Annotated in this window: 19 protein-coding genes, 3 pseudogenes and 1 other annotated feature; of the genes and pseudogenes, 4 read left to right on the top strand and 18 right to left on the bottom strand. The window is 35.3% G+C overall.

The annotated features are described in order from the left end of the window. Positions 1–159: 159 nt before the first annotated feature. From QUF91_RS14020 to QUF91_RS13955, 15 genes and pseudogenes are all read right to left on the bottom strand, one after another. Positions 160–1,842 carry a DUF6138 family protein gene (locus QUF91_RS14020; RefSeq protein ID WP_289418157.1) on the bottom strand — a complete coding sequence of 561 codons (1,683 nt, stop codon included), beginning with the start codon at positions 1,840–1,842 and terminating at the stop codon, positions 160–162. Positions 1,843–2,237: 395 nt separating this feature from the next. Beyond that, positions 2,238–3,074: a CbrC family protein gene (locus QUF91_RS14015; protein ID WP_289418156.1), complete on the bottom strand. Its 837-nt coding sequence runs from the start codon at positions 3,072–3,074 to the stop codon at positions 2,238–2,240. 34 nt (positions 3,075–3,108) lie between these two features. Next, positions 3,109–3,492 (bottom strand): hypothetical protein, encoded by a 384-nt coding sequence (locus tag QUF91_RS14010; RefSeq protein ID WP_285397528.1) that lies wholly within the window; start codon positions 3,490–3,492, stop codon positions 3,109–3,111. Positions 3,493–3,955: 463 nt separating this feature from the next. Further along, positions 3,956–5,392, bottom strand: coding sequence for a proline--tRNA ligase (gene proS / locus QUF91_RS14005; RefSeq protein WP_289418154.1), 1,437 nt, complete (start codon positions 5,390–5,392; stop codon positions 3,956–3,958). A gap of 50 nt (positions 5,393–5,442) precedes the next feature. Continuing rightward, positions 5,443–5,663, bottom strand: a binding site (T-box leader). 252 nt (positions 5,664–5,915) lie between these two features. Then, positions 5,916–6,548, bottom strand: a complete 633-nt coding sequence (locus QUF91_RS14000) for a type 1 glutamine amidotransferase family protein (protein WP_289418153.1) — start codon at positions 6,546–6,548, stop codon at positions 5,916–5,918. Positions 6,549–6,622: 74 nt separating this feature from the next. Then, the gene (locus tag QUF91_RS13995; protein WP_285397525.1) at positions 6,623–7,585 is read right to left on the bottom strand and encodes a helix-turn-helix transcriptional regulator; all 963 of its coding nucleotides are present in this window, start codon (positions 7,583–7,585) and stop codon (positions 6,623–6,625) included. A gap of 63 nt (positions 7,586–7,648) precedes the next feature. Beyond that, positions 7,649–7,890: pseudogene (locus QUF91_RS13990) on the bottom strand (helix-turn-helix domain-containing protein); the annotation flags it as partial. Positions 7,891–7,970: 80 nt separating this feature from the next. Further along, complete coding sequence (locus tag QUF91_RS13985) at positions 7,971–8,519, bottom strand: TVP38/TMEM64 family protein (protein WP_289418152.1); 549 nt, start codon at positions 8,517–8,519, stop codon at positions 7,971–7,973. Positions 8,520–8,779: 260 nt separating this feature from the next. After that, a complete protein-coding gene (locus QUF91_RS13980; protein ID WP_289418151.1) occupies positions 8,780–10,483 on the bottom strand; it encodes a putative bifunctional diguanylate cyclase/phosphodiesterase in 1,704 nt (567 codons plus the stop codon). A gap of 387 nt (positions 10,484–10,870) precedes the next feature. Further along, positions 10,871–11,041 (bottom strand): transcriptional regulator, encoded by a 171-nt coding sequence (locus QUF91_RS13975; RefSeq protein ID WP_285397522.1) that lies wholly within the window; start codon positions 11,039–11,041, stop codon positions 10,871–10,873. 1 nt (position 11,042) lies between these two features. Next, the gene (locus QUF91_RS13970) at positions 11,043–11,213 is read right to left on the bottom strand and encodes a transcriptional regulator (RefSeq protein ID WP_289418149.1); all 171 of its coding nucleotides are present in this window, start codon (positions 11,211–11,213) and stop codon (positions 11,043–11,045) included. 351 nt (positions 11,214–11,564) lie between these two features. After that, entirely contained in the window at positions 11,565–11,714 is a 150-nt protein-coding gene (locus QUF91_RS13965; protein ID WP_274797201.1) for a transcriptional regulator, read from the bottom strand. Between the two features lie 145 nt (positions 11,715–11,859). Further along, a pseudogene (locus QUF91_RS28130) lies at positions 11,860–12,078 on the bottom strand (hypothetical protein); the annotation flags it as partial. A gap of 131 nt (positions 12,079–12,209) precedes the next feature. Beyond that, a complete protein-coding gene (locus tag QUF91_RS13960) occupies positions 12,210–13,640 on the bottom strand; it encodes an anti-sigma factor (protein WP_289418148.1) in 1,431 nt (476 codons plus the stop codon). Further along, positions 13,606–14,166 (bottom strand): RNA polymerase sigma factor, encoded by a 561-nt coding sequence (locus tag QUF91_RS13955; protein ID WP_289418147.1) that lies wholly within the window; start codon positions 14,164–14,166, stop codon positions 13,606–13,608. Before QUF91_RS13955 ends, QUF91_RS13960 begins: the two co-directional genes overlap by 35 nt. A gap of 247 nt (positions 14,167–14,413) precedes the next feature. Between QUF91_RS13955 and QUF91_RS13950 the strand changes: the two are divergent. Continuing rightward, positions 14,414–14,571: pseudogene (locus tag QUF91_RS13950) on the top strand (recombinase family protein); the annotation flags it as partial. Positions 14,572–14,883: 312 nt separating this feature from the next. Here the strand turns inward: QUF91_RS13950 and QUF91_RS13945 are convergent. The 3 genes from QUF91_RS13945 to QUF91_RS13935 all read right to left on the bottom strand — a co-directional run bounded on the left by QUF91_RS13945 (position 14,884) and on the right by QUF91_RS13935 (position 17,233). Then, the gene (locus QUF91_RS13945) at positions 14,884–15,396 is read right to left on the bottom strand and encodes a DinB family protein (protein WP_289418146.1); all 513 of its coding nucleotides are present in this window, start codon (positions 15,394–15,396) and stop codon (positions 14,884–14,886) included. Between the two features lie 95 nt (positions 15,397–15,491). Beyond that, the gene (locus QUF91_RS13940; protein ID WP_285397519.1) at positions 15,492–16,454 is read right to left on the bottom strand and encodes a tyrosine recombinase XerC; all 963 of its coding nucleotides are present in this window, start codon (positions 16,452–16,454) and stop codon (positions 15,492–15,494) included. Between the two features lie 365 nt (positions 16,455–16,819). Further along, entirely contained in the window at positions 16,820–17,233 is a 414-nt protein-coding gene (locus tag QUF91_RS13935) for a hypothetical protein (protein WP_289418145.1), read from the bottom strand. Between the two features lie 245 nt (positions 17,234–17,478). Between QUF91_RS13935 and QUF91_RS13930 the strand changes: the two genes are divergently transcribed. The 3 genes from QUF91_RS13930 (at position 17,479) to QUF91_RS13920 (ending at position 20,804) form a co-directional block, all read left to right on the top strand. Next, positions 17,479–18,969, top strand: a complete 1,491-nt coding sequence (locus QUF91_RS13930) for a circularly permuted type 2 ATP-grasp protein (protein WP_289418144.1) — start codon at positions 17,479–17,481, stop codon at positions 18,967–18,969. Continuing rightward, positions 18,923–19,888: an alpha-E domain-containing protein gene (locus tag QUF91_RS13925; RefSeq protein WP_289418143.1), complete on the top strand. Its 966-nt coding sequence runs from the start codon at positions 18,923–18,925 to the stop codon at positions 19,886–19,888. Before QUF91_RS13930 ends, QUF91_RS13925 begins: the two co-directional genes overlap by 47 nt. Positions 19,889–19,949: 61 nt before the next feature. Next, positions 19,950–20,804 (top strand): transglutaminase family protein, encoded by an 855-nt coding sequence (locus QUF91_RS13920; protein ID WP_285397515.1) that lies wholly within the window; start codon positions 19,950–19,952, stop codon positions 20,802–20,804. Positions 20,805–21,066: the final 262 nt, after the last annotated feature.

The raw sequence follows: 21,066 nt of genomic DNA, 5'->3' as shown, positions 1-21,066 counted from the left end.
TCTTTTACTCTCGATTTAAGCAATGTTCTGATTTCATCTATTATCATCTGAAACATGACAGCTAATAAAAATGACATATTAGCTAGCATCTCCTCAACATTGCACTTCCTACCTTACAGAGAAGTCCCACCCTTTAAAGAACTAAGGAAAGCTAACAAATTAGTAATCTTCCATCCAACCTACTAATTTTTCTAGCATTTCTTGGATTGGTGCTGAATCTTTTTCAATGCGCTGTGCTAGATCCTCCATACTGCCAAAAATTTGATATAATACATAGCTGCGTTGGTAATCTTCTTTGTTCTCCAGTTGAAGTATCAATTCAGCTAGCAATTCCAGTTCATCAACGTGAATTCCTTTTAACTGCTCGAGCTCCCCCTCATTTGCGCTAAGTAAAATGTCAATCAGTACAGGCATCCGTTCCACTGCTAGATCGTGCATGTGAAGAAAAGCTTCTGCATAGTTATTTTGTACAAGCTGGTGCTCTGAATCAACAAGTGACATATAGCTTTGCACAAGGGGGAAATAAGCATCGCTATAAAGCCCTAAACCAAATACAGCATATGTTCCAGGCATAGCGGATAGCTCGCTAGGCTCCACGTCCTCATACCATGCATATTCCTCCATTGCCACTTTTGCATAGTCGGCAATCAATGGGAACAGGTTGGGATACGCAAGGCAATTTGCAAAAAATTGATGCAGCTCAGTTTTCGCAAGGCCTTGAATCGGTAAATAGTTTTCTTCCTGACTCTCTAACTGTAAGCTATAGCCTTTGACAAAGCCCGCTTGTAACAAATCGATGATGTAATGCAATGCTTCACGATAGGCCTCTTCTTCCTCAACAATGATGTGAATTGAAATGAATTTTCGAATATCATTGGCTGCTCCTTGAAAGCGCGCACTTTCCCTTCTATGTTCAAAATGATCACTGCCATTTTGTAAATAATCCTCCGCCTCTTGTGAGCCAAGTTGCTGCGCCAATTCAAGATATTGCTTACGTGTATCAGGTTCTTTAGGTCCGATTTGTAAGGCAATATAAACGAAGAACTCTAGCTCCTTCTGCTTAGGTCTAGCCGCTGAGTTTAGTATCCATTTCGTTTCATATTCTCCTGTCTCCTCAAAATAAACTGATAAAACATACTCCTCTGCCCAAGATTTAAATGCCAATGTATAATCATATATCCACTTGTTTAAGCTTTCTTCATTCCCGCTATACTTCTCCAATAACCGTTGCACTAATGGTTCGATATCAGCTACGCTCTGATGAAAAAAATATGGATTGACTAGGCAATGTGCAAAGAAAAATCCATCTTTCTTAGCAGGACATACAGGTAAATCAGCCATCACTTTTGTTTCAATAAAAGTAGCTAACGTTTGTTTCGCTAATGTAAATTTGTCGTTATTTAGTAGCTCTTTTTGATAGCAAAGCTCACGCCCCTCGTGCTCAAATTCTAATATAAGTTGAAGACGATAATCAAAAAGCTTCGCATGATATTCATCAGATTGGAAAACCGCATCCATTTTGGCACATAAAACGGAAAATAATTCTTCTATTTGGTTGATGTCTGTTATCTCTTGCATGTAATCGCCCGCTGCTACCCTATAAGCATCGTCATGCCAACTAAATGGCTCATATGTATAAATCGAAATCGTTCCATAATGAGGGGTTCCCCATTGTAATTTATTCAATTTTTCTGATGTCCATTTCACCTTTACATAATGATTAACCCCTATATGGAGTTGGCTCCAGTCCTTCATTTTACTAATTCGGTCATTTTCCTGCTGATAAAAGTGCTCTAACTGCCGCCATACATCCGCCAAAAACTGTTCTATATACTGTGACAAATTCATTTCCCCCCATTTGATTGTTTTGATATAGAATTCCATAATTATTGTTTTATCAGAAGTTGTCATCGCGTCACAAAAAGGACAATCGTAATTTCTTCATTATCAAACTACAAGTAACTGATTTCTGCACCAAAACCACGACCATCATTGTATTCGCACACATCAATATCCATCAATTCATCACTAGACGGCAAAGTCAATGCCCCTATTGTCATAACATGAGCTCCTTCAATATTTCCTCAAAACGTTCACGATATGGCGATAAAATCCGCATAAATTTCGGGTTGGTGAATTCCTTCAAATGGACAATCCACTAACTAGTGTAGTAGCTCTGGTACATTTTCTTCAGAGCCATGGTCAACTTCCCAATATTTCACCAATGTAACCTAGATTTAATCAAAGTCGGAGTACAGAATGTATTGCTGACATTCTAAGCATTGAAATAGATAACCTTGATGCGAGCCATTATTACGTAAAGTAGCGGCTAGCTCTTCTTTGGTATGACCATTAAAATGTTCAAACTCCTCCGTAATGCCCATCTCCACCAGCTCTTGCCAGCCAACATAACCAATAAATGCGCAATAATCCGTGCAATGGGCTACCCAATCATTTCCTTGCCAACTAATATATCCGGGTGTTCGATGCAACACTTCATCTGTATAGTCATCATTCTTCACAAGTTCGGAATTTAATAAATCTTGTTGAAATTGACCATCAAATTTTTGCGCAGCCAGCCCACTATGAATACAGCTTGGACAAAGATATTCCACCTCTTCAATCGCATAAATGCCTTTTGTACAATAAATGTCCACTTCTTGCTTACAGCAGTCGCAAACAACTAATTCACCCGTTTTAAAAATATTCGCTTGTATTGGATTCGGCATATATTTAAATGTTGGTAATGGTATTTTCATCTTCGCTTCCTCCTGAACGACACGTGGCAATAATGGATTTACATTTTGTGGATTGTCAATCCAATATTTAATCGAGCCGTATTTTCTCTGATCTTTTTTATTGCGTAAATCCATGACGGATGTAAAAATTTTGTATGCCTCGTCATACATTTGCAACATGCAGAAAATTTCGACGAGAATGCGCAAATTTACCTCTGTTGGCTCTGCATTTTGAATTTGCTCCCTTAGCTTATGCATGGCATTAATTGCTTTGGTATTATTTGCGTCAAAAGTCTTTCTTTGCTCTTGCCATTGCGCAATAAGATTTTCTGTCATTTCTTATCCACCTCTCGACATACGATTTAATGATTTAGAAAATCTCCCCCTCACCACTCACATCAAAAAAACCGACTCCATGCTTTTTTGCAAGCTCCTTCATCGTATTATATGCTTCCTCCGCTACAGACCAGGCAAAAGCTGTGTAAATCATGGCATAACCAATACTATAATCAGTTAAACGACTCTCTAAATCGTCATCTTCATCCTCATCCAATAATTCCTCATCCACCAAATTCATATTGGGGAATTGTTCCACCATATCCTGATACCATTTTTGTAATGCTGGTGTTGTAACTGTTATTGTTGCGTAGTCATGTGGTTCTGCCCATTTTGTTTGTTCATCATACCATTGCAAAAATGTTTCTTTATTGTTTGGAGCTTGCTCTTTATCAAAGACCATTAAATCATAACTCATTGTTTTCACCCTCCATAAAAAAGAATATACGTTCTATTTTTATTCTAGCATACTAGCATTTTTTTGAAAACATAGAAAAAACATTGATAATTTAAGATAAAAACACTGCATTTCCAGCTAGAAATGCAGTGGAAAACGAGTCGTAAACAAAAATAGTATTGAAAGAATATACCTGCAACGTTTGTTCTACTCATGTAGTCAAACATAGAGGGAAAATAGTGGACATCACAGAAGTTGTATCACGAGCCATTCAAGCACAAATAGCACTCATCGATAAGTCATCAAGGAAATTAATAAACAGCCTATCATTCAGACGAAATTGAAACAATTAGAACAATTTTACAAGACTAAACAACAAAAGTTAGAAAAAATAACAGCCGCCACAGATAATCTGTATATGGATTGTAAATATGGAGATATTACAAAAGCTGAATAATTGCGTATGAAAGTAAAATTTGACAACTTAGTATGCCTGAGCAAACCAAACTGTATGTTTCGCTTCATTGCCACAGCAAATACATGTAGTTTTCGTAGTTGGTGGGTTAAATGGAATGTTACGGGAAGTATATTTTGTCTCTTCTTTCACTTTTTCCTCGCATGCATCATCTCCACACCATCCAGCAAGAATCCAACCAGGAATAGATCCGTTTTCCTTGGACGTGTTAATATGCTGCTGTAATTCCTGAAGTGTATCGATCGTTGTATGAGCGTTTTCATCACGGAATGTACGTGCTTTTTCAAATAAACGCGTTTGCATCGTTGTTAATTCAAGCTCAATTGCTGAAACAATGTCATTCAGGTCAATGGATTGCTTCTCATCTTCATCTCGTGCTTTTAACAATGCCTGGTTTTTCTCTAAATCACGAGGTCCTAGTTCAATACGAATTGGTATACCTTTTAATTCCCATTCGTTAAATTTGAAGCCAGGTGATTGGTCCGAATCATCTAGATGTACTCGGATTCCCTTCTTTTTAAGGACTGCGAAGATGTCATCTAGTTTCTCCATAATTTCAGGGTTCTTTTTCCATGGACCTACAGGTATTAAGACAACTTGGGTTGGTGCAATTCGTGGCGGTAAAATAAGCCCCTGTTCATCACCGTGAACCATAATGACAGAACCAATTAAGCGTGTGGAAGTCCCCCAAGAAGTTGTGTGTACATGTTCATGCTGATTGGCTTTATTTAAATATTTTATATCAAAGGCTTCAGCGAATTTTGTCCCTAAATAGTGAGAAGTACCAGCTTGTACGGCCTTTCCATTTTTCATCATTGCTTCGATAGAAAATGTATCAACTGCGCCTGCAAAACGCTCAGAAGGTGTTTTTTGTCCATCATAGACAGGGATTGCAAGTAAATCTTCAACTACCTCTTTATAAATCGTTAACATTTGCATTGTTTCTTTACGTGCATCTTCTTCATCAACATGCGCTGTATGGCCCTCTTGCCACAAAAATTCAGATGTTCGAATGAACGGAAGTGTTTTCTTTTCCCAGCGAAAAACATTGGCCCATTGATTAATTAAGACCGGCAAATCACGGTAACTTTTGATCCAATTAGAATATAAATGTCCAATCATCGTTTCGGATGTCGGACGAAGTGCTAAACGTTCTTCTAATTTTTCGCCAGCTGCCTCTGTTACCCAAGGAAGTTCAGGTGAGAAGCCTTCGATATGATCTTTTTCCTTTTGGAAGAAGGATTCAGGGATTAACATAGGGAAATAAGCGTTGCGGTGACCTGTCTCTTTAAAACGGCGGTCCATTTCTTCCTGAATATGTTCCCAAATTTCATAGCCGTCTGGTTTAAATGCGATACAGCCGCGGACCGGAGTATAATCCATTAAATCTGCCTTTTGGATTGTTTCAATGTACCATTTTGAAAAATCATTTTGTTGTGTTGTCATGTTCTTTCCTCCGTTTCTACAGAAAATAAAAAGCACAAAGCTGTCCCTAACATAAGGACGTCTTTGTGCCGAATAAACGTGGTACCACCTTGAATTTAGTTTTAAGAAAAACTTAAAACCCTCAAACGTTTTGTAACGAAAACGACTCGGTTATGTTTTGCATAACATCTCCGTGGTAGGTTTCAGATAAGAAGCGGTGATATAGCTCTCAGCGAACGCTATACTCTCTGTTTCACAATTCTTAGTTACTTGGCCACATCATCAATTGATATTTTATATAACTTTAGCAAAACAGTTAAATAATATCAATTATTTTTCGGGAAATATCAGAAAATTGTTTTTATTCCTTGTAGACAAAATTGCTTCTAACTAGTCAAAATTCAGCGTTAATTAATAGAGAAATTGGGCTTTTTCATTACTCCGTAAGCATTTTTAAGTTATATTCAAAAACCATGCTTTGACATTGTCTAGAGCATGGTAATTATTTAAACTAATATAAATCTGCTAAATTGATTTTTTTAGCTCATCTATTTATTGAATTCATTAACTGGAAGAAGTATTCAGGTTTATGAGTCTTATTTAGGTTATACCATGAATGTAATGTATCTGGTGCAAATACATCTAATTTTTTCAGTACTTCCATCGCAAATTCCAGAGGAGCTACTCCTGATGCAGTAACCAAATTCTCACCAGATACTGCAGGTCTCATCTCATAATATTTTTCGCCTTTATAATTTGGGCAGACCATTTTAATATACTCTAAGTCATTGCTTGTGTGTTTTCTAGAATCTAAGTATCCCATATTCGCAAGAGCCTCAGTTGCACCACAAATTGCAGCAACATTAGTGCCGAGCTTTAAGGCTTCGCCAACTTTTTTCATGATTGGTTGATGAATAACTTCTCCCCAAGTAGTCCCTCCAGGTAAAATTAAAAGATCTTTACTCTCAAGAGTACATTCATCTAGGGAAATATCTGGTTTTATGCTCAGTCCTCCCATAGTAGTAATCATTTCTTTATTAGCCCCTACTGTAATTACTTTTAAAGGCACTAAATCTTTTTTGAAATATCTTCCTGAGTTTAGTTCAGCAATTAAATATCCATATTCCCAGTCCGACATTGTATTAAATACATATAGAAAAACTTTTTTTGTTTGCATCCAATAACACTCCAATCACAATTAATATAGCTATTATAAAATAACTTCCCTGACAGTTAACGTCAGGGAAGTTATCATACTTGATGAAATTTTATTAATTCCGACAGAACTTCAATAAGTCTTTTCTTAAGACTTATTGGCTCAATAACTTTAATAGATTTATTGTACGGTAAAAGTAAATAAGGTACATATGTATGTATCATATCTTTTTCAAGAAGAAAAACTGCTTGATTTGAAGTCCGTTCTTGTAAATAATGTCCTAAAAACCAATGTTGGCAAACATCATTCAGCGTACTTTCATTTCCATTAATAACCAAATAAGTAATCCCTTCCTGATCTTCTATAGTTGGAAGGAGGTTATTCATAAAAAAGTCACGTGCTGAAAAATTTTCTGGCCGGTTAAACTTATTTTCGGTTAGCATTAGACTTTCAATTCGATCTACTCTAAAACTACGGATATCATTCCTAAGATGACAAAATCCAATCACATACCACTTATTATTCCAATAGATAATTCTGTACGGATCGACCAATCTATAATTTAATTGCTTTTCGCCACTTTTATGGTAAAGAATTTTTACTGAGTACCCGTCAGCTACAGCCTGCTCCAACTCCTTCAAAAAAGGTTCCATAGAGGGTGAACTTAATCGACTTATTACTTCAAGACTAGTTAAATGTTGATTTATCTTTGTTTCCTGCTCTTGATTTGAGTATTTACTTAGTTTTGAAATGGCCCTATTTAGTGCTTCACCTCCATAATATCCGGCTTCTTCTGCAAAAACAGCAGCGTGAAATAGTGAAGTTTGCTCTTCAAAATCAAAAAAAAGAGGAGCCTCAATAAAATTGTTCAATAAAGTGTATCCACCGTTATGTCCTGGTTCTGAAATGATAGGTACGCCACTTGTTGAAATTGTATCAATATAACGATACACAGTCCTTATATTCATCTCTAACTTTTCTGAAATTTGTTTTGCAGTAATTTTTTCACCTGAACGAAGCATCCATAGAATTGCTAACATATTGTCAATTTTAGGCATATAATTCCACCTCTATATGAAATTTATTTTCTATTATATATTTCCGATTTTTGGTATATCTCATCAAATGTTCCTTTCCGATTGCTTTCTATATAATGAGGACCTAGAACATTTGTGATTTCACAAATTTGATTTACAGTCATTTCTCCCTCTTTATAAAGCTTTACTGCATAATTCATTCCTGCATGATTTTTATGGTACTTCTTTAACCGACCTTTAAACTTTCCTTCTTTCTTAGCCAGTTCAATCCCTTCACACTGCCGCATACGGATAAAATCACGTTCTAATTGGTTTACACCCGCCATACTGACGGTACCCCTTTCTATACATATTATGGTGATCAGCCACAAAATGCTCATTTCTAGAATAGTGCTCCCTTTCGACTTTAATATGAAGACTTATTCTTTACCTTCCATATTAGAAAGAGAATCAAGGTAACAATAATGATTACATATTTCCACTTAAGATCAACTTGCATAAAACCATATATTGCGCTTGCTTCTATAATAAGTGACGGTATTTTCCCTAACGTACTAGCAACTGTAAATATACCTAGAGAAACTTTTGAAAATGCACATCCTAACGTTATAACACCAGATGGAACAAATGGGAGGATTCTTAAGCATAAAATAACCCAAAATGCATTATATCCCTCAAGCTGCTTTAATTTTAAAATTACTGGATGTTGGTAATCACTATGTCTCCATTTCTTTAACCCTTTTCTATATAAAATAAAGCTAATTAATGCGCCTAACCCCTCACCGATAATAGAAACGATTAAACCGTTATATAGACCAAAAATTGTTAGGTTTCCTGCTGTAATAAATACACTTGGTAGTACACCTATAATACTCACTACTATATTAATGAATAAACTTAAAAAGACTGCAAACGGACCAGCCTGTTCCAATAATTGAAAAAAAGTTTCTTGCATAGTACATCTCTTTCTTCTTTCCTATTTTTATATTAATCATAAAATAAAATTACAACATAAACAAACCTGGTTGATTTCAAATTATTGAATGAAGTGATTACGATTAAAAGTGGCTATTGGACATCTCTAAATGTAATTGAAATATTTGGCAGGACTTTTAAAATCGTATATGTCAAATTACCCTTCCAACTATTATCCAAATAATCCATAAACACTTAGAGGATCTTGTCTAAAATTAAAGACAAGATCCTCCATATTCACTACATACAGCTATCTACAATCAACTGCGTAAAGGCTTCTACCGATAATGGCTTACTGAAGAAATAGCCCTGAACGAAATCGCAGCCATGCTCACGTAGCACATTTAATTCAGCTTCTTCTTCGACACCTTCAGCTACTACTTGAAGATTTAAGGCATGTGCTAGAGAAATCATGGCTGAAATCATAGCAATTCCTGATTTTTCAGGCACAATATCTTGGACAAATGCACGATCTATTTTTAAGACATCGACTGGGAATGTCTTTAAATAATTCAGTGACGAATAACCAGTTCCGAAATCATCTATTGAAATTGTAATACCAAGTGCTCTTAATTGATTAATGGTATTAATTAAATCTTCCGTATAATCCAGCATACTCATTTCTGTAATTTCAATTTCTAAAAAGTGCGGATCAATTTTTGTTTCGGCAATCACTTCTTGTACCATAGCGGCAAATCCTGGTGTACTAATATGTATCGGTGAAATGTTTACAGCTACTCGTAAGTTTAAATTATGTATCTCATTCCAAGCACGTGCCTGAGCAGATGCTTTTCTTAATACCCACACACCTATGTCATTAATAAGCCTACATTCCTCAGCAAATGGAATAAAACGATCTGGTGACATCTGGCCTAGTTCAGGATCATACCAGCGAAGTAATGCCTCCATGCCAGTCATTTTATTCGTTTTTAAATTGATTTTTGGCTGATAATGTAACTCTAAACTATCTCTTCTTAACGCTTGATGTAATTTTGTTTCAAGTAAAAGCCATTGATTATTGATTTCATCCAAATTCGGTCGGTACAAGCGATATTGATTACCACGTGTAGATTTCGCAGCATACATGGCGGTATCTGCATTCTTCAATAATGCCTCTATGGAGTTTGCATGATCTGGGAAAATACTAATCCCCATACTAATGCTTGCATAGAATTCATATGTATCGACTATAAAACTCTCATTAAAGACGTTGATTATTTCCCTGGCCTTCTCCTCAATACGGTCAACATCATTTAGTATCATGACAAATTCATCACTATTGTGGCGGTAGATGGAATTAGATGTATAATCAACGTTGCGAAGACGCTCCGCCATTTCCACTAAGAACATATCCCCTATGATATGACCAAGTCCATCGTTTATGTTTTTAAAACGATTCACATCAATGAAAAATAACGCAAACTTTTTGCCAGTGCAACGAGATTGATGCAATTCATATTCTAAACGTTGGTCTAATTTACGACGATTGGGTAGCCCTGTTAATTCATCTTGATAAGCAATATGGGTAATCTTTTTTAAATCCTTTTGTGCGGTAATATCGACCCGTATAGCAATATATTGATACGGTTTACCAAAGTCATCAAGAAAAGGAAAGATCGTTGTCTTCACCCAATAAAGACCGCCGTCCTTTGCGCGATTGCATACCTCGCCATTCCACATTTCACCCTTACCTATAGTTTTCCACATCTCTCTAAAGAAAGATTTTGGATGAAATCCTGAATTGAGTAAACGGTGATCCTGCCCTAATAATTCTTCACGAGTATATTTAGAAATCTTGCAAAAATGATCATTAACAAACGTGATTTTCCCAGTTCGATCTGTAATCGCTACGATGATTGAACTGTTCATCGCTGAAAAAATATCTTGTAATTCTTTTAGACTGTAGGTAACTTGATTGATATTACTAGGCGTGATATTCATCATTGTCATTCTCCATTCATTAATATAAGAAGAGTTTAGTACTTTTGCTTTATATTTTAGCGAGGTATATAGTTGTAGGATATCGCCTTTTTTTCTGTAATTTAATTATAGTCTGAGAAAAGCAGTTAATTCAACCCAAATATCAAAACATTCAAATATACATTTGAGGATTTTCAATAAAAAGGACAAAAAATGAGGTCTTTTAACTCACTAAAAAAACCCGTTTTTAAAGACTTTAATTACTTTAGTGCTATAGTACGTATTATAATTAGCCTATTTATCTTTAGAATATTTAATTTTACTGTATTTTTACGATGCTTGAATAATTTCTTTGCGAAAACTAACAAAAATGCCTTACTGTCACATACTGGCAGTAAGGCATTTTATAAGTTAAGAGACTTCATATTCTATTGGACCTCCAAATGTTTTGGCTCGTTCATTGTAAGCATTTAATTGCTCATGAGATAAGTTTAAAATGTAATAGTGAAAATTTATTGGCTCTAAATCGTGTTTCTCACATATTTGTCGATAAAATTCATAGCCTTCTCGATAATCTGTCATACTAATAACTTCCTTTCATTTGTGCAGCCTCGTTATAATACTCTAATTGTTCTTGCGATAATTGATTGACATAATAATAGAAATTAATGGGTTCTAAATCAAATTGCTCGCATATCTCTAAATCAATTTCGCCTTGGCGTAATTGCGTCTGGATTTTGAATTGTGCTAGCACAATTCATTCCTTTCAAAATCCATGACATCCGCCAGAGGCTTTATCTTCATTTGGAGACCAACTGCAAAGGAACCACATCCTCATTCATCACACACCTTTAAAGGTGGATTGAATGAAGATAAAATTCGTAACCAGCTTTATAGTGTGACATATGTATCTCACTCCTTTGTTATATAACAGAATTTATATTTTTAAATAATATATAACAGATAGTTAATTCTGTCAACGAATTGTCTGATATTTCTATCAAATATACAAAAGCCCAGTCCATTTAAGTTAGTATGGCTGGGCTTTTTATAAAATATTCACGTCGACGTCCGTAATAACCACATCCTTTAATAACAATAACTATTAAATACCTAATTGTTTTGCTTGCATGTTGTAAGCTGAAAGTTGCTGCTGTGATAACTGTAACACATAATAGCGGAATGAAATTGGTTCTAAACCATAGCGCTCACACATTTCACAATAAAAATCATAACCATCACGATACTTTGACATTAGAATTCCTCCCTGAATTAAACTGTTTTATAACAGTTGTTATTATTTTTATTTAATATATAACAGATTGTTTCTTTCGTCAAGTGGTTGTTTCAATAAAAAAAGCCAATTTCTCTAAAGTAATACTGAGAAATTGGACCCTTCAAGATGGAGATGCACCGATTTGTTTCAACATACAATGTATGATTGAATTTGGGATGCTTTTGATATGAGTTTATTGCGAATTGGGATACCGGAGATCGTTTTTTCTCTCCTCGTTTAGAAAAGTGTAGTAGGTTCCTGGACCCCGCTCATCTTTAGGAATTTGCATAAGAGCCTGTCGTTGTTCCGATGTAAGCAATTCTTTACCTCTTGCAATTTTCATCCAGTACCGTCTCATTTCAGTAATTTGTTGCTGTTGGAGATAAATTGGATTAATTTATAAAAATTCTTTCTACTAAAAAAAGCTGCTAAATATTAGCAACCTTTTTTATCTATTTGTTCCTATCGTTTTTACTATTTACGAATATCAATCCACAAACGATCTTTCTCATTCATGTTTTCATAATCACCAAACCCACTGTAATTGAAAGCATCAAGGAATATTGAATCCAGTTTATCCTCGTCTACAAAATAACCTAAGTGAACTTTCATCGTTTGTCCGGGTAGGATACTGCCAATATTGTAAAAATCTTTTCCCTTCCCGTGCGGTGCTAGATAATCAACCTCGCCCCACATAATACTTTTTTCGTCAATTCCATCTTCTACAGCATAGTTCCATGCATTATTTTCATATTTAAGCACTTGCATGAATGGATTCATATAGAGTTCTTCTATTGCCTGTTTACCAATATTTTTCACTGTTGTTGTCAGGTAGACAAATTTAGGATTAACTAATTGTGAATCTACTAATTCGTCAATTGATTCTTTACCATTTCCAACTTTATATACATCTCGTCTATACGGTAACAATTTCTTTTTCTGATCTAAAGCCTGATTCTCACTTAGTATTCCTAGTGCTGATTCATTAAAGTTATCTTGTTTAAAATCTTTGATTGAATCAAAGACTTCAACTTTTTCTATAACAAATTCGAGGCTGTCTAATCTGCTTATTTGATCTATAGTTACTGGAATCTTTTCTCCTACACTAAATAGTTGTTTGCTGTCTTTTTTCAAAGGAATAACGATTGATTCTGTTGGTTCATTCTCTTCGCTAAAAAGAGCATCATCATAATCTGCTATATATGATGCCAGCTCTTTTGATGTGGGCTCAAGTGAAATGTTCTCCATGACTTTCATCATTTGCTCTTCACTTACATCGACTCCAACAGTACTTTCTAGCATAATCCCCTCTTCTTCAAATAAAAGATAGACCTGTCTGTCAAACATAATACTTTTATCTCCAGTGTCTTTATTGACAATCACTGCTTTCCTACCATTTATCTCTTTTTCTTCGTAGCTTTTTGAGTATAAAGTTTGAAAATTTGAATTTTCACCTACTCTCGAAAGAAAGAATGAAAATCCACCCTTTGCGTAGTTATCTTTAAATGAATATTTCATAGGAGCATTTTCGATTTCTACCATATTTTCCGGCAAATAATTCATTTTTAATTTATACCAATTGTCATTCTTTTTTGAGGCATTATTTGACACTGAAACATTTACTTCATAATTTTGTTTTTGGACAATCATATCATAGACTTTCACTGCGCCAAAAGCAGTTGTTGGTATGCCAATCATTAAGCAGGCAGCAACGATTAAAATTCGATTCTTTTTACGTTTTGCTTGTGGTTGTCCGCCTTTCATCTTAATTTCTTCCATAAACAATTTCTTTTTATGCTTGTAAGTATCTGAAAATTCATGATGTTCATCCAGTCTATCAAAATCATCTAAAGCAATTTTTTCAACTAAGTCATCCATTTTTTTGGAGTTCTTTGAATTCGTCATTTTCTATACCTCCTATAATATTTTGTACTTGTTTTCGAGCACGTTCAAATTGCTTGCGGACATTTACCTCAGTCATTCCCATCAGATTTGAAATTTCCTGATAAGTTAAGTTATTATAAAAGACTTTGTACTTAAAAACCTGTCTGTATGAATCATTTAACTCTGTTAGCAATGTATCAATTTGAACCTCACACATTAAATGCTGTTCCCACTCTTCAATACTTTCATCTACTACTTCTGGCGACTCTTTTTGATATTCTTCTAAAAAGATTTTATGTCGTTTATTTTTTCGGTAGCTATCGATCGTTTTGTTTTTCGCAATTCTCAATATGTAGCGTTTAAGCTCTTGGGTGTTCAAGTTGCAGACCTTTTCAAGATTCTGATAGAGAGTAATAAACGTCTCTTGAACAATATCTTCAGCCTGCTGAATATTATTTAAAATAGGATAGGCCACATAATAAATTTTTTGTTCATACAACTCGTATAGTTCTTCCATTTTTTTATAATCCTTGTTTGTAACTTTCATGTAATTCCTCCTCTCACTCTTTATAACGAATGGGCGCTATACTTTGTGACACTTTCTCCAACTTTTAGAAAGCCTATTGTATCCAAGAACAAAAGGATAAGGTACGATTATTTTTTTTCTAGTTCATTCTTATCTCAAGAGAGTGTACTATCTTGAACCAAGTACAGTAGACTGATAAAAACATAGTTAAGAGAATCTCACAAGACTTGACTCAAAAATAAGGGAATAATATGCCGTAAAACGGCATATTCGTGTCAGTTCGATTAGCCAGAATCCTTCAAGGCAATTTTCAGCAGCTGAATGAGATCGGAATGGATATTATATATGAAGAGGATGTTTCAGGAGCGCAACGGATCGCGAGCAACTTCAAAATTGTTAGAGAATTTACAGGAAGATTACATCATTTAGGTTACAGACTTAATTCGAATCATTTGTAGTACACAAGATCTATTTAAATTTAAAGATCTATAACGGGGCAACGAAAAAAAGCCTAATTTCTTTATATTAATACTGAGAAATTGGCTTTTTAATATTGGTATTTCCTTAACATTGTAAATCCGCATTTTCCTGACGTTACCCTAATAATCGAATTATCATTTTCGGAAAAATCATTAACATGTTCCAGACTATTTCTATGACGATTGAATTTTTGATTTCTAGTATAATTTCTTTAACAACAGTCTTGTTTTTCTTTGTATTCTGTCACCTGCGATTCCGTTAATGCTCAACCTCTAAACACATTTTGATTTCTAATATTTGCACTATATGTCGTTGCTCGTGTAAATAAATTTGTTCAAGCCATTGATCCAGAGGTAGTTCACCTAGAGCAGGATGTTTCACGGATTTTTCTGCTAATATGGATTTATCTTCAATTGTATCAAGGAAAGTTGTTAATTTTTTTCTCGAATCGTTAAGCATCTCCATTATTTGCTGAACTGTAACGAAGTCTTCAGCTGGTTCAACAATTTTTGGAGCTGTTATTTTCTTTGTTCGATCTACGATAAGTTGAACATTTTTGCGTTCCGTTTGCTTACTATCTTCTTGTTTTAATCCCCATGCAATCGCCTTTACTGTAGACGCTTCTACTAAAGCTAGGTGATGGCAAATTTGGGCTATACTCCAACTTCTTAAATCAGGCTTATCATTCAATTGACTGTCACTTAATAACTCAATTTCCTTAACTAAAATATTTCTCGTTTTACACAGATGATCATTTATTAATTGATTCATACACTACTCTCCTCACCAAAAGTTTTGGTTCTTATTCTGTATATGTTCTATACAATGTAAAGTATTCTCTTCGATTATATAAATCTCCTTTAAAATTATCTTTCTCGCACAATATTGAATGGATTATTTTCGAGTACATGTTGTAGCTCTTCATCCTCAATATGTGTGTAGATTTGTGTCGTTGCAACACTTGAATGGCCAAGTATATGCTGAAGACTTCGAATATCTGCCCCTGATTTATACATCATTGTAGCGGATGTGTGTCGTAATTTATGAGGTGTCAGTCGTTCTTTTTGAAGTCCGGATTGCTGATTAATTTGTTTAACAATTTTCGCAACGGTTTGACGTGTAAAGCGTGTTCCCTTTTGTGAGACAAAAAGGGGCTCCTCGCCATCACCTTTATACGTTGTCTTTCCACTATTTTCATAGTCTGCAAGCGCCTGCATACAGCTATCATTCAAGTAAACTGTCCGTTCTTTATTACCTTTACCAACAACAGTTAAGTAGCGCCCTTGTATAGATGACCTTTGTAGCTGACAAAGCTCTGTTACACGAATACCTAAATTTAAGAAAAACATCATCATACAATAATTTCTTGGAGATGCACGATTTGGCTGGATACCATCGATAAATTGAGTGGCTTCTTCAAGATTCATATAGATAGGTCTTTTTCGTCCAATCTTTGGTGTCTCTAATTCATCAGCGGGATTTTCCTCAAGAAGTCGGCGTTTCCCTTTAAGATATTTAAAATATGATTTTAACGTTGCAACCTTTCGTGCTCTCGCAGATGCAGAATTTCCACGCTGCACCTCGCAATACTCCATAAATAAATAAAGATCCTCCAGTGTAATCTCTCTGATTTCTTCTATTGTAATTGTAGAAATATCTATTTTCGTTATATCTGATATGTCATGATCATTTTGGATTGCTATGTAAAAACGGAAGAATAATGTCAAATCATATTCGTATTCTTTTCTTGTGCGCTGAGACTTCCCTTTAATCGTCGTTAAATAGACAAGGAAGTCCCTCATTATTTTAGGAAGTTTAGTCTTTTCCATAAAATCACCTCTATTTACTCTATTTTACCACGAAAAACGTTCCCAAATATAAATTTGGGAACTTTATAGTGAAAAAAATGCCCTTTTTTCGAAAATCAGAACAAACGTTCTTGCTGTGAAAAGTAAAAAAGATGATTCTCTTTTAGAAAGAAAATCATCTTTTTTTAAAGTTTTAATGAAAGTTTCAATTTTTAGGCATAAAGTGCAGAAAAAATGAATATTTAAATCTAGTGTACTTAAATCCTGTGAGACGATTCGAAAAAAGAAAAGATGGGTAACTATACGTGTCGATTTGTCTCACAATGCGCATGGAATTATCTGGTTTTTATTGATTCAGAGGCATTATTTATCTGTGCGAAAGCGAATTACTTAACAAAAATACTATATGTCCCATCTACTTGTTTTTCTAGAGACCAGTTTGTTGATAGCATTTGTTGAAGATTCGCGATATTTTCCTCACTACAAGTTAAATGCTGGATACCTGTTTCTAATAATTGATAATCCTTACCTTCTTCTAATTGAAAACGAAGATACAGTAAACGCTGAATGCCTGGCAAAGTTACATATTTGATACGATAGTTACCATGCAGAGCGTCCAAGAACGTTTGTTCTCCTTCTTGATAAAGTGCCATTGTTTCGGAAAATTCATAGTTTGGTACTTTTTCCTGCCAGACTGATACATCCCCTGTATGCAATGTGTGTACAATTTCCTCATCAGTTAAACCTAATTTTGAAAGCTTGTCTAACTCATAAGCTTGCATTAAATTAATGATTGTCATTTTTTAAAGCTCCTTTTATGTATTTATCTTCATTCCTCTAAAAGTGGTGAGATGAATGCAGATGTGGTTCCTTCTCAATTGGTGCTAAAGGAAGATAAAGCCTTTGGCGGATGACACAGATTTTGAAAGGAATAAAATTGGTGCGAGCACAATTCGAAATCCGGACTCAATTACGCCAAGGCGAAATTGATTCATATTTAGTTTAACACGTTTTCTCTACTACTTAAATTCGGAGGGCGATCCATATGATGAAATTCTATGAATCTGGTTTGTTTTTTGATGAAATGTTAGATGGCAATCAACCGAAGCCTCATTATCGGTCTTTCCACCATAAGCTCAATGCATTCTCGAAGGAACAATTAAATGAAAAATACCAGCAAGCACAATCAAGCTTCCTGAGACAAGGCATTACATTTACCGTATACGGAGCACAAGGTGGCACAGAGCGAACAATGCCCTTTGATTTTATTCCTATAATTATTCCACATGAACAGTGGGAAGTAATTGAAGCTGGTATGAAGCAACGTGTGAAAGCTCTAAATTGCTTTTTACAGGATGTCTATCATGAACAGTCCATTTTTCAGGATGGGCTTATTCCGAAACGATTGATTGAGAACAATCCGTACTATTATAAAGAAATGGTTGGTGTAAAAGTACCGATCGATAATCATATTTTTTTAGCTGGCATTGATTTGATTCGTGATGAAAACGGTATTTATTACGTGTTAGAGGATAATTTACGTAATCCTTCAGGTATTTCTTATGTCTTTCAAAATCGATATGTCATGAAGGAAGTGTATCCTGAATTTTTCTCTAAACATACCATCCAGTCACTTGACAAACAAATGGCCTTTATGAAGAAGGCACTCCTTTCTCATCGGCCACCCTGTATGGAGTTAAGTGTAGAACCTAAGGCTGTTCTATTAACTGCAGGTATGTATAATTCAGCATATTATGATCATGTTTTCTTAGCACAGCAGCTAAATATTCAGCTTGTCGAGGGTCGTGATTTAGTTGTTCAAAATAATAAGGTGTATATGAAGACAATTTATGGTCTAGAGCAAATTGATATTATTTATCGTCGAATTGATGATGATTTTTTAGATCCTGTTGTTTTCCGTGAGGATTCTTTACTTGGAGTCCCTCATATCATGGATGCTTATAAGGCTGGAAATATAGCCATTTTAAATGCTGTTGGTAACGGTGTTGCCGATGATAAAGCGATGTATACCTATGTGCCGGATATGATTCGCTACTATTTAAATGAGGAGCCTATTTTACGTAATGTGAAGACTTATCATCTTGATGATGACAGACAACGTGAATGGGTTCTTGAGCATATGAAAGAGCTTGTCATAAAAAATGTTAGTGCCTCTGGTGGCTATGATATGCTAATTGGTCCACATGCAAGCGATGAAGAAATTGCGATATTTAAAGAAAAAATTATAGAAAACCCGTGTCAATACATTGCACAACCGACGATTAACTTGTCAAGAGCACCTGCTTTCCAGGATGGAAGATTGTACCCTTGCCATGTCGATTTGCGTGTATATGTGATGAAGGGTGAGGATATTTATGTGCTTCCTGGCGGTTTATCTCGTGTGGCACTGAAAGAAGGATCTTTAGTCGTGAATTCATCACAGGGTGGAGGAGCAAAAGATACATGGATATTAAAGGAGGAATTACAGTATGCTAAGTCGAGTAGCCGATGCACTATACTGGATGGCAAGATATAGTGAACGAACACAAACGAATGCACATATATTACAAGTACAGCTGTTGAATATGTTGGAGCAATCTGGTAAAGAAAATGAATACATCGACCATTGGGAAGCGGTGTTGAATATTTGTGCCTCGAAGGAAGAATACTTGACCTTTTATGAATCCATTCGAGTTAATCCACTTATCGACTATCTACTCTTTTCTGAAAAGAACTGTAACGCCCTTCATGCTACTTTACGTGCGGTTAGGGAAAATGCACGTGTCACTCGTGATAGCATCCCGATTGAGCTTTGGGAATTGCAAAATGCCTTTTATTTATCTTTACAGCAAGAAATAATCGGACGTGAAAGACCAATTCCACTTATCGTACTGAACTCTTTTTTACAAAATATTCGAAAGACTTCGTTGACGGTTACAGGGCTTATCGAAGGCTCGATGGATCGAGATTTACCTTTTTATTTCATACAAGTTGGAAAATGGTTAGAACGAGCTGAAAAGACGATTCGTATGGCTTTAATTGTACTGGAGCAACATAAGGAGGTAGCCATCTCCCTAATTGAAGCGGACGGAACGTTTTTACTCGATTTATCAGAGGCAACGGAGGCTTATTCGCGGAAGCACCGCCAAACAAATTTACTTTGTGTCATTCAATATTTATTACAGGATAAGCATTTCCCACGTTCAGTGATGTTTTGCTTACAAAAATTAGAAGAATCGTTTAGTTGTTTAGAAAACGATCCTCTTTCAGCAAGATTTTTAGAGCTTCATACCCCATTAAAAAGTTTATTATTTGCCATGATGAATGTGGACTTATGGAATATTACCTTAGAGGAAACTATTCTGCTAATGGAGGAAAGATTGTGTCAATGTATTGATTTTGGAAATACATTTGCTACAATTTATCATTTATATGAACCCAGCGTACAACCTTGAAAGGAATCAACCTCAGCTCCCTTTCAACAAGCAAGTCAGTAATCAAAAGGAAACGGACACAATGAAATTTGAAATTCAACATACTAATATCTTTCAATATGAGTCTGAAGTCGATCAAAGCTTAAATACAATCCGCTTGAAGCCAAGAGGCGATGAGCGCCAGCGCTTATTATCCTATCGAATTGCCATTACACCTTCATCTTTAACGCGTGAGCATACAGATATTTGGGGCAATACGGTTGGCACTTTTTATATACCTGAGCAGCACCAAGAGCTAGAAATTCAAACGACATCTATTGTCAGCATTCAACGTGCACCCTTTATTCATCGCATTCAATATTCACCCGAGATGCAGACGATTTTTCACTCTCAGCTATTTTATGAGCATTATTTGCCCTATTTAAAGTCTACACATTTTACGTATATGACAGAAAATCAGTTAGAGGAAGTTTATCATGCGATTGGCCATGCTGAAAATCCTGTGCTATTTTCGTTAAATTTAATGCAATATTTATACTCAACATTTGAATATAATCCTGGTGCGACCGACGTTACGACAACTGCAAGTCAAGCCTTTGCCCTTAAGCGAGGTGTTTGTCAGGATTTCACACATGTCATGCTTGCGATATTAAGAGCAAAAGGAATTCCAGCTCGCTATGTTAGCGGTTATTTATACGTTGACGAAAACTCCGCCTTAATCGGAGATATTGCAACCCATGCTTGGGTAGAAGTCATGATACCAGGAATCGGTTGGATTGGTCTGGATCCAACCAATAATGTAGAAGTATTAGAAAATCACATTATTTTATGCATTGGCCGTGATTATTCTGATATAAGCCCGGTTGAAGGTGTTTATTCAGGTGGAAAACATGATTTAACAGTTAAAGTGAGCGTTAAAGCAGTGAATCATTTGTAACAATGTGTGCAGTGTTTTAAATTAAAACCCCTGATTTTTCTACGCTAAGTAGAAGAATCAAGGGTTTTATTAAGATCTATCGTTTTGGGTTTTAATCCTATGTAAATCTCCTTATCAGATGTTCTGATAAAGATATCCCTATTCCAGCGAAAGACTTATCCTATTACTCTTTTTATTTCTGTATAATGTAAATTTATAAGATGATTCAAAACATTTATTATATAGTTTCTGTGATATAAGCTGGAATTTATAAACTTCGTAT

The organism is Lysinibacillus sp. G4S2, from assembly GCF_030348505.1.
GTDB lineage: Bacteria > Bacillota > Bacilli > Bacillales_A > Planococcaceae > Lysinibacillus.
The sequence above is the reverse complement of the archived record's forward strand: the minus strand, read 5'-3'. Positions and strand labels throughout refer to the sequence as shown.